A 13,574-nucleotide genomic window follows, 5' to 3' on the forward strand; every position below is an offset into this window, starting at 1 on the left:
CATTCAGTATGAAAAAAATAATAATAGCAGCATTAGCAGTTGTAAGCATGTCTTTTGCTGTAAATGCTCAAATAGATAGAAGTGTACAACCAAAGCCAGGGCCAGCTCCTAAAATTAAGTTAGGGAAAGCCGAAAAGTTCAAATTAAACAATGGTTTACAAGTAATTATGGTTGAAAACCATAAATTACCAAGGGTTTCTGCTTCATTAACAATTGATAACCCTATTTATTTAGAAGGTGATAAAACAGGTGTTTCTCAGGTTATGGGAGACATGCTAGGTAACGGCACAACAAATATGCCTAAAGATGAGTTTAATGAAAGGGTTGATTACCTTGGAGCAAATGTTTCTTTTAGAAGCAATGGAGCCTCAGTAAGATCATTAACAAAGTATTTTGGAGAGGTTTTAGGCTTAATGGCTGACGGGGTTAAAAACCCTAAATTTACACAAGAAGAATTCGATAAAGTAATTGAACGTACTTTAGAAGGAATTAAATCTAACGAAAAAAGTGTAGAAGCTGTTGCTAGAAGGGTTGAAGATGCTTTAGTATATGGTAAAAATCATCCGTATGGCGAGTTCATAACTAAAGAAAGTATTAAAAATATTACACTACAAGATGCAAAAAACAATTATAACACCTACTACAAGCCAAATAACGCATACCTTGTAATAGTTGGAGATATTAACCCTACTGAGACTAAAAAATTAGTTAAGAATTTATTCAGCGATTGGAAAAAAGGAACCATACCTACCACTAGCTACAATGTACCTACCAATGTTGAAACTACTGAAATTAATTTTATAAACATGCCAAATGCAGTACAATCTCAAGTAGCTGTAATTAACACAGTTGATTTAACATTAGGTGATAAAGATTATTACGCAGCTCTATTAGCAAATAATATTTTAGGAGGCGGTGGTACTGCTCGTTTATTCATGAACTTACGTGAAGATAAAGGCTATACATACGGGTCTTATTCGAATCTTTCACAAGATAAAAATAAAAATGCTGGTGTTTTTAAAGCAAGTGCAGCTGTAAGAAATATAGTTACAGATAGTGCTGTTGTAGAAATTCAAAAAGAAATTAATAAAATTCGTTATCAAAAAGTAACACCTGAAGAATTAAAAAATTCAAAAGCTGAATATATAGGTAGTTTTGTACGTAATGTTCAAAAACCATCTGTAGCAGCGAATTTTGCATTAAATATTGCTCGTTATAATTTGCCAAACAATTTTTATGAAAAATATTTAGAAAATATCAACTCTGTTACTTTAGACGATGTACAAAACGCAGCAATTAAACATTTCAGAGGAGATAAAGCTCGTATAATTATTACAGGTAAAGGAATTGATGTTTTAAAGAACTTAGAAAAAACATCAGAATATAAAATAAATTATTTTGATGCGTATGCTAACCCTACTAAAAAACCTGAAATGAGCTTACCTATTCCTGAAGGAACTACAGCAAGTTCAGTTATTAACAATTACTTTAAGGCTATTGGAGGATTAGATAAAGTAGGAAACGTGAATTCTTTAATGATTTCTTCTGAAGCAAAAGTTCAAGGAATGCAATTAAGTTTAGTCCAAAAAAGCGCTACTCCTAATAAATCTTCTGTAGTTATTTCTATGATGGGCAACGTAATGCAAAAAGTAATTTTTGACGGAACTAAAGGATATCAAGAAGTTCAAGGTCAGAAAAAAGAAATGACAGGTGAAGATTTAGAAGAAGTTAAAAACACTGCTGCTCCTTTTGCTGACAAAGCTTATAAAACAGGCACTTTGGACAGAATTGAGCCTATAGACGGAAACAATGCTTATGTGATTAAACATGGTAAAAAAGAAATCTTTTATGATGTAAAATCTGGGTTAAAGGTTAAAGAGGTTAAAACCGCTAAAGGACCACAAGGAGAAATGAAAGTACCTGTTGTTTTTTCAGATTACAAAGAAGTAAATGGAATTAAATTCCCTCATAAAATGATTCAAAAGAATGGACCAATGACTTTTGAGTTCATCACGAAAGAAATTAAAATTAATGAAGGGGTTTCTGACGCTGATTTTAAATAATAGTTAGACCTAAATCTATAAAAACTAAAAAAAGAGCCAAAATATAATATTTTGGCTCTTTTTATTTAAGTCATTTTTAAAATTATCTTGCTTTATTTACCAACCAAACTCCAAGCAGAATAATTCCTCCCGCTAACAACTGAATTAAACTTAATTTTTCTCCATCAATAATTCCCCACATTACAGCAACTGCTGGAATTAAATATGTTACAGAAGCTGCAAAAACAGGAGATGATAAATGCACCATTTTATTAAATAACACTTTTGCTACTCCTGTACCTACAACAGCTAATATTGCTACATAACCCAATGCAGAAGTTGTTTCTGCTGTTATTGCAAAAGTTGAAAAAAAGCCAGAAAACGCTAAAACCATAAATGCTGGAACAGTAAGCACTACAAAATGTCCAACTGTTATTGCTAAAGCATCCAAATCAAATAAGTATTTTTTTATTGTATTAACGTTAAAAGCATAACCTATTGACGCAACTACTACTAATAATGCATACCAGTAATTTTGGTTAGGATTTAACTCTGCTCCTTTTAAAATTAAAATTAAAGTACCTATTAAACCTATTAAAATTCCAACTAATTGTTTCTTTTTAAAAGAAAACCCAAAAACTAATGCTCCAAAAACAAAAGTGTTAAAAGGGGTAAGCGAATTTAAAATAGCAGCTATTGAGCTATCTATTCCCTGTATTGCAAATGCGAATAGAAATACAGGAAAAAAAGTTCCTAAACCAGCCGTAATTATCACATACTTCCAGTGTTTTTTTTGAATTCTTTTTAAACTCTTAAACCCAACTAACAATAAAAAAAATGCCGTAATTAACATTCGTAAAGCACCTACCTGAATTGGAGTTAATCCTATCAAGGCTTTTTTCATTAAAATAAAAGAACTTCCCCAAACTAGCGAAAGCACAATTAAAAACAACCATTTTTGTTGTTGATTATTCATTTTCAATAATTTTAAGCACAAAAGTCGTTTATTTCTATTTTTAATTTTGATTTTATTGATAAATTTGCTGAATAACTCAATAAATAAAAATGATGAAAATTCAGAAAATACTATTTGCTTTAGTTATCGTAAGTTTTTTAGCTGTTGGATGTAAAAATGAAGCTAAAAAAGAGGAGGTTACTCAAGAACAAAAAACTGAAATTGCTGCTAATGCTAAAGAACTTTCTTTAAGTATTTCAGGAATGACTTGTGAAATAGGATGTGCTAGAAAAATAGCTTCTGACTTAAGTAAGAAAGAAGGCGTTTTAGAAGCAAACGTTGTTTTTAATGATAGTATTGCAACTATTAAATATGATGCTAACAAAACAAACAAAACTAATTTAATTGCTTTTGTTGAAGGAATTGGTAGCGGTGACATGTACAAGGCTTCAGAGATTACAAAAAAAGAAGAAGAATAACCTTGCTACATCTTAATTTGGCGTAAATAAGATTCAATTTAAACAATATCGAAAGCTCCTTATTAAGGAGCTTTTTTTATGCCTTTTAAGTATCTTTGCTAAAACTTTTCGTCAGATGAAGAAATATTTTCCTCTCATTGTAAAAATCTCGTTGATTGCTGTATATGTTATTTTTTTAGCTGGTTCTGTTGTTCGTATGACAGGTTCAGGAATGGGTTGTCCAGATTGGCCAAAATGTTTTGGATATTATATTCCACCAACTTCTGAAGAACAAATTACTTGGCAACCTAACTCTGAGTATAAAAAAGGGATGATTATCGTAAAAGATGAAGCCTTATTTGTCGCAGACCATAATATTAAAACTACTGATGAGTTTAACGCTAACAACTGGGAAAAGTACACCAAACACGATTACGCTAAATTCAACAAATTTCATACTTGGACAGAGTATATTAACCGATTAAGTTCTGCTTTGGCAGGAATTCCTTTTTTGTTTTTAATTTTTGTTTCTGTTAAGTTTTGGAAAGAAAACAAACAAATAACTCTTTTATCATTCGGAGCTTTCTTTTTAATGTTGTTTGAAGCTTGGTTAGGAAAAACTGTTGTAGACTCAAACCTAAAACCAACAATTATCACCATTCATATGGTTGGAGGTTTAGTTATTGTTGCTTTATTATTATGGCTGCTTTACATCGTTTCCGATCGAAAGAAAACATCTTACAAATACAATTCATTATTTAGTAAGTTAGTAATTCTTTCAGCTATATTTTCGCTAATACAAATTGCTTTAGGAACACAAGTACGCCAATTTATTGACGAACAAGTAAAACTACACGGATTTGAAAACAAGCACTACAGCTTAATGGATCCTAACCTTAAATTTTATATTCATCGTTCGTTTACTATTGCTATTGTATTGGTAAATCTTGGATTATTCTACTTAAATCAAATAAAAAATTTAGGATATAAACTAGTAAATTGGATAGTTTTCTTAATCTTTTTAGAAACGATTACAGGTATTTTAATGTACTATGCAGAATTCCCTTTAGGCACGCAAGCTGTACACTTATTATCAGGTGCTATTTTATTCGGATTACAATTTTATTTGTGGTTACAATCGAGGAATAACAAGTAAGATATTGTAACAATTTTAGGTATTAAGCTTCTCCGTTAGGCATTATATAAGAGACTGTTTTTGTTGATAAATTTATATTTAACCTTATTAATGAGTTTCCTCCATCCATAACCCCATACCACTCCTCCAGCGACCCTAACTCAGGGCATTCATCATCATTCCAAGAAGCATTTATTTGCACTCTTTTGCCCCCTAACTTATCAATATAAGGAGATAAAATATATCCATACTCTTTGAAACTTGGAAGTTTTTTCAATCTATATCCTCCTCTATTTAAATTACTATTGAACTCAATAAAAGCTTTTTTAATTAACTCATCAATCAAGTCAATATCTTCTTTAGTTAGTTTATATTCTTTCAAAGAATTATAATATTCATTATTTAAAGTATCTTTTGAAAAGATATTTTTTAACTCATTAATTGACCTCTCTTCAAAACATGTCTTACTATTACAATTAAAGAGAAGAAGTACAAAAAACATAAAACCAACTTTTCTCATCAATAAGCAATTTTAAAATTTAACATATTAATCCTTCCACTCCAAGGTTTCCATCATATGAATCATATCTTTTTTGATGTATTCAACTGCTGGTAAAATAGAATCATAATTTGGTTTAGTATAAAAGAATAAAGACCCTTTTAAAAAGTGTTTAGAGCTATCTGTTGCATGAAACTGCACTTGTGAAGCAGCATTCCCCAAAATTTGGTATAAACTTCCGTAAACTTTTGTATTTGGATTTGCATATTCTACTGGAGCAGTAATTTGATCTGCTTTAATAGCATGTTCAAATACTAGTTTTTCAGATTCTATTAATAATTCTCTTAAATTTCCTTCAATAGGGCGATATGTGATATCTACCGATGCTTTTAAACTTGGATACTCAATTTTTATCCAGCCTTTCGGTAAATCTTTGGTTTGAGCTATTTGAGCTATTTCAAACGCATATGGTTTATTTAAATTTTCTTTTTTATAAACCTTATCAGGATACTCTAAACTTAGATAACCTTTTGGCTTAGGTAAGGTTTCCTCACCACAACTTATTAAAAATATTGCTGATATCAGCAAAGAGAGTTTACGCATTTCGGGTAACTTTTACTTGTTTTATACGTTTTTTAGCCAACGCTTCAATAGTAAACGTATAATTACTAAAGTTTATTTTTTCACCTTTTTTTGGAAATTTACCTGAGACTTCTAAAATAAAACCTGCTATAGTTTCACTTTCTCCTTTAGCCTCTTCAAATTTTTCCTCATCTTCATCTTCTAAGACACGGCAAAAATCTTTAATAGTTATTTTTCCTTCAAAAATATAATTATTTTCATCAAGTTTTGAGTAAGTGAGGTCTTCATCGTCAAATTCATCATTGATATCACCTACTATTTCTTCTATTACATCTTCTAATGTTACAATTCCGCTTGTACCACCGTACTCATCGACTACAATTGCCAAATGTTTTTTCTTTTCTTGAAACTCTACTAGCAAATCATCTAGTTTTTTATTTTCTGGCACAAAAAATGGTTCTCTCAACAACTTTTGCCACTTAAACGTTTTCTTACTCAAGTGCTCTAATAAATCTTTAGCATATAAAACTCCAGTAATATTATCAATACTTTCATGATATACTGGATTTCTTGAATATCCGTTTTTTAAAATAGTTTGTAACACCTCTTCGTAACTAGTATCATCTGCTATTGCACACACATCTGTTCGAGGCTTCATAATTTGTACCGTTTCAGTATTCCCAAAACTTACAATCCCTTCTAAAATCTTTTGTTCTTCTTTAGTCGTTGCGTCATCAGATGTTAACTCCAATGCTTGTGACAAACGCTCTACAGAAAGGTTATTATTCTTATTGCCAAGCTTGTTTTCAACAACACTTGTTAATCTAATAAGCGGTAAACTTAAAGGTGTAAGTAAAGTGTTTAATGCTAAAATAGGTTTTGACATAAACTCTGCAAACTGTAATGATTTTCTACTAGCATATACTTTAGGTAACACTTCACCAAATAATAAAATTAAGAAAGTAACAAGAATCACTTCTACCAAAAACCTCAAAACATCTGATAAACCAATAAAAAACACTCTACCAATACTTGCAAAGAGTAATACAATAAGAATATTAATAAAGTTATTTGTTATTAAAATGGTCCCTAATAACTTTTTAGGATCTTGAAGCAGTTTTACTACGGTATTTTCTTCTTTGGTGTTTGTTGACAACTCATCTAATTCTGTTTGTGAAATTGAAAAGAAAGCAACTTCAGTTCCTGAAACTAATGCAGAACAAATCAATAATAAAAGTAACAACAAACAGTTGATAGCAGTCAACCAATCAAAACTTGATAATACTAAAAGTAAAGGTTCGGGTTCTGGGTCCAATTTTTAAAATTTAATTAAACTAAAACGGTAAATCATCATCTTCTTCATTACCTACATTTGGTGGTGTATGATTAGGAGCTCCTTGAGTAGGCACCACATTTGGTTGTGCATTGTTTGGATCTTTTTTCGTTGATAAAAACGTCATGTCTTGTACATGAATTTCGGTTGTATACCTTTTTTGTCCATCAACTTCATACTGTCGTGTTTTTATACGCCCTTCACAATACACTCGATCTCCTTTAGTTAAGTATTTTTCACAAATTTCTGCTAGTTTATTACGTACAACTACATTATGCCATTCAACATTTGTTATTCTTTCTCCTGTTTGTCGGTTGGTGTAGGTTTCATTGGTTGCTAAAGGAAATCGCCCTATTGAGTTTCCTCCTTCAAAATAATGCATTTTTACCTCATCACCTAAATGCCCTATTAAAATGACTTTATTTATTGTTCCTGCCATAGCATTATAATTTTGCGTAAAATCAAATATACAAATTTTAAGATTCTTTGCTTAAATATTCCTCTAAAAACTTATCAATTAACACTGGTACTGGATATTTTTTTACTACAGCCCAATCCATCGTTTGTTCATTAACTTTCCTAGTTTTTATTATCCAAAACTTAGTAATTAAGTGTTGATGCGATAGTTTATGAATAATATCTTCAGTATTAAAAAGAGAAATTGTAGTTTCTTCTGGGAAAAGCATTGTAAACTGTTTATTTTTCACTAATTCTTCTTCGCTTGTTTTCTTTTGTGTCTCCACTAAAGGAAATTGATACAATCCTTGCCATATACCTTTACCCTTTCGTTCTTCTAAAACAGTTTCATTTTCTTCTGTTATTGGAACCAAATAATTAAAATATCTTTTTTTAATTTTTGTTTTTTTCTCTTTTACTGGAAGCTCTTTTATTTGATTTTTTGCTAAAGCCACACAGCCATTAGCTAATGGACATTTATTACACAGAGGATTTTGAGGTTTACAATGCATCGCTCCAAAATCCATTATAGCTTGATTATACACATCCGGTTGTGAGGTATCAATAAGTGTTTGCGCCAACTCCTTAAACTCTTTAATTCCCTTAGTTGAATTTATTGGGGTACTTATGCCGAAATAACGAGAAAGAACTCTGTACACATTACCATCAACAACAGCAACTGGTTCTTTAAAGCAAATGGAAGCAATAGCTGAAGCCGTATAATCTCCCACGCCTTTTAACTTAATCAACTCTTTGTACGAACTAGGAAACATACCTTTTAATTCATTTGCCACGAATTTAGCTGTAAAATGTAAATTTCTCGCCCTAGAGTAGTAACCTAAACCTTGCCATAATTTTAACACTTCACTTTCATCTGCTTTTGCTAAATCAAACACTGTTGGAAATGCCTTTGTAAACTTTAAGTAATAAGGCAAACCTTGTTCTACTCTGGTTTGTTGTAGCATTATTTCACTCAACCAAATAAAATAAGGATTCTTTGTCTCTCTCCAAGGAAGACTCCTTTTATTCTCACCATACCAACAAATCAATTTAAAAACCAAAAAAAAACACTATTTAAATTAAAAAAAACACAACAAACAAAAACACAATTACATTATAACCACTTAAAACAACAAAAAACAAACAAAAACATAATTTAGTTAGTTTTTTTTTACAAAAAAGTAGGGTAAAAATACTTTAAACTGTTATTACTTCTGATAATGAAGGGGAAAATTTATTTTTTTCCGGGTACTAATTTAAATAATTTAATTAATGAAATCTAAATTCATGCTAACACTATTTATAGTGTTACTTGGGCGAATAACATACGCTCAAGAAAAAAGTATTTCTGGTACAATTTCCGACACAACTGGACCTCTTCCTGGTGTTACTGTTTTAATTAAAAACACAACCAAAGGAACAGAAACAGATTTTGATGGAAATTATACCATTAGAGTAAATCAAGGAGATGTACTTGTTTTCAGTTTTATTGGAAAAAAGACTACTGAAGTAAAAGTACTAAACCAATCCGTAATTAATTTAGTATTAGAAGATGACGCTAACATTCTTAATGAAGTAGAAGTTATCGCTACTGGTTACGACAAAATAAACAAAAAAACCTTTACGGGTTCCGCCGTCTCTGTAGGGATAGATGATCTTAAATTAGATGGAGTTGTAGATGTAACTCGCATGTTAGAAGGTAGAGTTGCAGGGGTTAACATTCAAAACCTTTCAGGAACATTCGGTACTGCTCCAAACATTACCATTAGAGGGTCTTCTTCTATTTTTGGAAACAACACACCTTTGTATGTAATTGATGGTGTGGTACAAGAAGATGTTATTGAACAAAACCTAGATCAATTAACATCTGGTGACCCTTCAACCTTAATCAGCTCATCTATAGCAGGTATAAATGCCAATGATATTAAAAAAATAGATATTTTAAAAGATGCTTCAGCTACATCTATTTATGGTGCTAGAGCAAGAAATGGTGTAGTAGTAATAACTACTAAGTCTGGTAGAAAAGATTCTCCTTTAAAACTTAATTATAACCTAGAACAAACAATACGCGACATACCTTCGTATAATAATTTTGATTTATTAAACTCTAAAGAAAGTATGGCTATTTTTAGAGAAAATGAAAGTAGGGGGTTTTTCCAATTACCTAGCGTTTCTAGAGGCAGATATGGTGGTGTTTATTATATTAGAGCTACTGCTTTAGATAATTACAATGAATCTACTGGAATGTTTGAACTAGGAAATACTCCTGAAGCTAGAGAAGCTTTTTTACGTAAGTATGAGCTAGCTAATACTGACTGGTTTAAAACATTATTTAGAAATAGCTCTTTAATGCAGAACCACTCTTTAAGTCTTTCTGGTGGTAGTGAAAGTAATTCTTACTATGCTTCTGTGAGTCTTTTGCATGATCCGGGATGGACGATTGCTGACAAGGTAACTCGTTTTACAACTAACTTAAAAAATACGTTCTATTTTTCTGATAAGTTTAATGCTACTCTTGCTGTTAACGCATCCATAAGAAAACAAAAAGCACCAGGTACATTCAGCAGAGAATCAGATCCAGTAACAGGAGACATATCTCGTGAATTTGATATCAACCCTTTTAGTTACGCTCTTAATACCTCCAGAACATTAAGACCATATAACGATACTGGAGGTTATGAGTATTATAGAAACAACTGGGCTGACTTTAATATATTAGAAGAGTTAGCTAACAACTCTATTGACATCAACCAAAGAGATATTCGATTCCAATTAGATGCATCTTATAAAATAACAGACAACATCACTTACGATTTTAATGGTGCTGGTCGTTTTGTTAATACCGTAAGAGAACATAACGTTAGAGAAAATTCAAATGTTGTAAGAGCTTATAATGCTGATTCTTCAACTGTTTTAAGAGATGATAATATATTCTTATATCAAGACCCTACAGATCCTGATGCTTTACCTGTTGCGGTTTTACCAAACGGTGGTATCTATTTTAAAAACGACGACTACTTAACGACTTTTTATGCTAGAAATAGTTTTAAGTACGACAATACGTTTAATGAAAAACATAATTTTAATGCATTGTTAGGTCAAGAGATAAGATTTGTAAATAGAAATTCAGACAGGTTTACAGGATATGGATTACAATACGACAATGGTTTAACAGCATTCACAGACCCTAGAATTCTTGAAAAACTGATAAATGGAGGCGAAGCTTATTTTGGATTAACTAAAGAAAGAGAAAGAACAGTAGCTTTCTTTGGTAAGGCAACTTATTCTTATGACGATAAATATGTTTTCTCTTTAACAGGAAGATATGACGGGTCTAACAGACAAGGGCGCAGTAGTAGCTCAAGGTGGTTACCAACAGGAACTGTTAGTGCTAAATGGAACGCTAGTAAAGAGTCTTTCTTAGAAAACTCTAACACTTTTAGTAACTTACAGTTTAGAACTTCATATGGTTTAGTGGCAACTCCTGGTAACGCAACAAATGCATTAGCTATATTTACAAGTCAAATAGCAGACAGACTTTTACCAGCAGATAGAGAAAACTTCTTAAATATAACTGCATTACAAAATTCTGAGTTAACATGGGAAAAGCAATATGAATTAAACTTTGGTGTCGACTTAGGCTTATTCAACAATAGAATTAATTTAATAACAGATGTTTACAAAAGAGATATATTTGATAATATTGATTTTGTAAGAACTTCTGGTATCGGTGGGCAATTTATAAAACAAGGAAATAACGCAGATGTTGAAACTTATGGTATAGAATTTACTTTAGACACTAAAAACATAGTAACAGATAACTTTACATGGTCTTCTAACATTAATTTCTCATATTTTGATCAAGAAATTACAAAATTAGACAATACACCTATTGCCTTTGATTTAGTAGATCAAACTGGAGGTAATGTTGTAGGGTACCCTATCAACTCAATGTTTTCTTTTCAATTTGCAGGTTTAAATAACGAAGGATTACCACAGTTTATAAATAAAGATGGTGAAGTAGCTTCTGTTTTAGACTTTCAAAACAACGAAAACTTAACTGACTACTTAAAACACGAAGGTTCTGTAAACCCTAATATATCAGTTGGTTTTTCTAACAATTTCACTTACAAAAACTGGGATTTAGGAGTATTGATAACTGGTAGCGGAGGAAATAAAGTAAGGTTAAACCCTGTATTTAGCTCTACTTATTCTGATACAAGCATTTTTTCTAAGAGCCATGTAAACAGATGGCTTAACCCTGGAGATGAGAATATAACCAACATCCCTGTATTACCAGACCCTTCTGCTTTTCAAAGAAACTCAAACTTAAGAACGGTTTATAATGCTTACAACTATTCTACTGAGCGAGTAGCAGATGGGGATTTTTTACGTATGAAAAACATTTCATTAGGATATAAGTTTAATAATGAACTAGTTGAAAAACTAGGCCTTTCACATTTAAAAGTTAAATTTCAAGGAACAAACTTGTTTTTATTATACTCTGACTCTAAACTTAACGGTCAAGATCCAGAATTCTATCAAACAGGTGGAGTTGCATTACCAATTACTAGGCAATATACTTTTTCATTAAATTTAGGATTTTAACAAAATAATAGTATGATTAAAAATAAAATAAACAAAGTTATACTATATGCTACATTAGCCTTTACTTTTGTAGGATGTAGTGAATACTTATCTGAATTACCAGATAACAGAACATTAATTGATTCTCCTGATAAAGTTTCTCAATTAATTACAGCAGCATATCCAGATCAAGATTATGCACTAATGGCAGAAATAATGTCTGACAATGCTGATGATAAAGGTAATGTTTCAAATGTTGAACAATTAGATCTACAACTATATCAATGGCAAGACTCTAATTTAGAAGAAAGAGGCTCTCCTGTTAACTATTGGAATTCTTGTTATGAAGCAATTTCACAAGCAAACCAAGCATTAGCTTCTATTGAAGAATTAAAAAATAAGTTTGACTTAAATGCTCAAAAAGGTGAAGCTTTAATTGCTAGAGCTTATGCTCATTTTATGTTAGTTAATTTTTGGGCAAAACACTATGATGCTAATACAGCTTCTACCGACCTAGGAATTCCTTACGTATTAGAACCTGAAACTGTTCTTTTTAAAACCTACAAAAGAAATACAGTTCAAGAAGTATACGATCTTATTGAGAAAGATTTAATTAAAGGACTTTCAATGGTTGGTGATAATTATAACTCTCCTAAGTTTCATTTCACTAAAGATGCTGCTAATGCCTTTGCTGCTAGATTTTATTTATACAAAGGTCAATGGGATAAAGTAATTGAGCATGCAGATAAAGTAGTTACCAATCCTGTTTCTGAAGCTAGAAATATGGTTGCTTATGGAAATATGAATTTAACAGGAATAAGAATGTTATATAATAGTGTTGACGAGCCTGCCAATTTATTAATCATTTCTACAAACTCAATATGGGCAAGAAGACATAGATCTTCACGATTTGGGTTATCGGTAGACAAAATAAGACCTCAATTATTTACAGGATCATCAAACCCATTTAAAAAGAATTGGGCTTATGACACATATAGATCTAATCAGTACACTTATTTTACTCCAAAATATAACGAATATTTCAAGTATACAAATGAAAGTGCTGGTATAGGCTTACCTTATTTAGCACAAACAATGTTTGATAAAGACGAAGTAATACTAAATAGAGCAGAAGCATCTGTTATGTTAGAAAATTATAATGAAGCCTTAAATTACTTAAACGCTTACATAGGAAACAAAACAGAAACCTATGATCCTAAAACCGATATACTAACAGAAAGCTTAATTCAATCAGAATATCCTGTTATTGCTAATGAGTACACACCAGCTTATGGCTTAAATGATAAGCAAACCTCTTTCATTAAAGCTATAGCTGAGTTTAAAAGAAGACAGTTTTACCACGAAGGCTTCCGTTGGTTCGATGTAAGACGTTTTAACCTAAGTATTACACACGAACTAGATAATGGTTCAAATGTTGTGCTTGAAAAACAGGATTTAAGAAAACAATTACAAATACCTTTAACAGCTCAAAACGGAGGTTTACAGCAAAATCCAAGATAAAACAAA

Annotated in this window: 11 protein-coding genes; 5 read left to right on the forward strand and 6 right to left on the reverse strand. The window is 31.2% G+C overall.

The genetic code is table 11. The features are described from left to right. Positions 1 to 8: 8 nt before the first annotated feature. Entirely contained in the window at positions 9 to 2,063 is a 2,055-nt protein-coding gene (locus tag MHM83_RS02195; protein WP_239178267.1) for an insulinase family protein, read from the forward strand. A gap of 82 nt (positions 2,064 to 2,145) precedes the next feature. Here the strand turns inward: MHM83_RS02195 and MHM83_RS02200 are convergent, their stop codons facing one another. Further along, positions 2,146 to 3,018 (reverse strand): DMT family transporter, encoded by an 873-nt coding sequence (locus MHM83_RS02200; protein ID WP_239178268.1) that lies wholly within the window; start codon positions 3,016 to 3,018, stop codon positions 2,146 to 2,148. Positions 3,019 to 3,107: 89 nt separating this feature from the next. Here MHM83_RS02200 and MHM83_RS02205 point away from each other — a divergent pair, with 89 nt between their 5' ends. Further along, positions 3,108 to 3,476, forward strand: a complete 369-nt coding sequence (locus MHM83_RS02205) for a cation transporter (protein ID WP_231128367.1) — start codon at positions 3,108 to 3,110, stop codon at positions 3,474 to 3,476. Positions 3,477 to 3,591: 115 nt separating this feature from the next. Continuing rightward, the gene (locus MHM83_RS02210) at positions 3,592 to 4,611 is read left to right on the forward strand and encodes a COX15/CtaA family protein (RefSeq protein ID WP_239178269.1); all 1,020 of its coding nucleotides are present in this window, start codon (positions 3,592 to 3,594) and stop codon (positions 4,609 to 4,611) included. A gap of 22 nt (positions 4,612 to 4,633) precedes the next feature. Here MHM83_RS02210 and MHM83_RS02215 read toward each other — a convergent pair whose 3' ends face one another. From MHM83_RS02215 to mutY, 5 genes are read right to left on the reverse strand one after another with little or no spacing between them, the layout of a single operon-like run. Continuing rightward, a complete protein-coding gene (locus tag MHM83_RS02215; RefSeq protein WP_239178270.1) occupies positions 4,634 to 5,110 on the reverse strand; it encodes a hypothetical protein in 477 nt (158 codons plus the stop codon). 27 nt (positions 5,111 to 5,137) lie between these two features. Continuing rightward, on the reverse strand, positions 5,138 to 5,692 hold the full coding sequence (gene gldD / locus MHM83_RS02220) for a gliding motility lipoprotein GldD (RefSeq protein ID WP_073182305.1): 555 nt from the start codon (positions 5,690 to 5,692) through the stop codon (positions 5,138 to 5,140). After that, positions 5,685 to 6,986, reverse strand: a complete 1,302-nt coding sequence (gene gldE / locus MHM83_RS02225; protein ID WP_047787983.1) for a gliding motility-associated protein GldE — start codon at positions 6,984 to 6,986, stop codon at positions 5,685 to 5,687. Before gldE ends, gldD begins: the two co-directional genes overlap by 8 nt. Before the next feature lie 19 nt (positions 6,987 to 7,005). Beyond that, positions 7,006 to 7,443 (reverse strand): single-stranded DNA-binding protein, encoded by a 438-nt coding sequence (locus tag MHM83_RS02230; protein WP_047787984.1) that lies wholly within the window; start codon positions 7,441 to 7,443, stop codon positions 7,006 to 7,008. Positions 7,444 to 7,480: 37 nt separating this feature from the next. After that, complete coding sequence (gene mutY, locus MHM83_RS02235; protein ID WP_159611119.1) at positions 7,481 to 8,521, reverse strand: A/G-specific adenine glycosylase; 1,041 nt, start codon at positions 8,519 to 8,521, stop codon at positions 7,481 to 7,483. A 211-nt stretch (positions 8,522 to 8,732) separates the two neighbouring features. Here mutY and MHM83_RS02240 point away from each other — a divergent pair, with 211 nt between their 5' ends. Together MHM83_RS02240 and MHM83_RS02245 are read left to right on the forward strand one after the other, a co-directional pair. After that, positions 8,733 to 12,068, forward strand: coding sequence for a SusC/RagA family TonB-linked outer membrane protein (locus MHM83_RS02240; protein WP_239178271.1), 3,336 nt, complete (start codon positions 8,733 to 8,735; stop codon positions 12,066 to 12,068). A 12-nt stretch (positions 12,069 to 12,080) separates the two neighbouring features. Then, complete coding sequence (locus tag MHM83_RS02245) at positions 12,081 to 13,568, forward strand: RagB/SusD family nutrient uptake outer membrane protein (protein ID WP_159611121.1); 1,488 nt, start codon at positions 12,081 to 12,083, stop codon at positions 13,566 to 13,568. Positions 13,569 to 13,574 lie beyond the last annotated feature (6 nt).

It is taken from the genome of Tenacibaculum sp. Mcav3-52 (assembly GCF_022347665.1).
GTDB lineage: Bacteria > Bacteroidota > Bacteroidia > Flavobacteriales > Flavobacteriaceae > Polaribacter > Polaribacter mesophilus.

Bases quoted from the DNA above. Each gene is read 5' to 3' on its own strand.
- MHM83_RS02195 (WP_239178267.1), top strand. From the start codon at position 9: ATGAAAAAAATAATAATAGCAGCATTAGCAGTTGTAAGCATGTCTTTT.
- MHM83_RS02200 (WP_239178268.1), bottom strand. From the start codon at position 3,018: ATGAATAATCAACAACAAAAATGGTTGTTTTTAATTGTGCTTTCGCTA.
- MHM83_RS02205 (WP_231128367.1), top strand. From the start codon at position 3,108: ATGATGAAAATTCAGAAAATACTATTTGCTTTAGTTATCGTAAGTTTT.
- MHM83_RS02210 (WP_239178269.1), top strand. From the start codon at position 3,592: ATGAAGAAATATTTTCCTCTCATTGTAAAAATCTCGTTGATTGCTGTA.
- MHM83_RS02215 (WP_239178270.1), bottom strand. From the start codon at position 5,110: ATGAGAAAAGTTGGTTTTATGTTTTTTGTACTTCTTCTCTTTAATTGT.
- gldD (WP_073182305.1), bottom strand. From the start codon at position 5,692: ATGCGTAAACTCTCTTTGCTGATATCAGCAATATTTTTAATAAGTTGT.
- MHM83_RS02230 (WP_047787984.1), bottom strand. From the start codon at position 7,443: ATGGCAGGAACAATAAATAAAGTCATTTTAATAGGGCATTTAGGTGAT.
- MHM83_RS02240 (WP_239178271.1), top strand. From the start codon at position 8,733: ATGAAATCTAAATTCATGCTAACACTATTTATAGTGTTACTTGGGCGA.
- MHM83_RS02245 (WP_159611121.1), top strand. From the start codon at position 12,081: ATGATTAAAAATAAAATAAACAAAGTTATACTATATGCTACATTAGCC.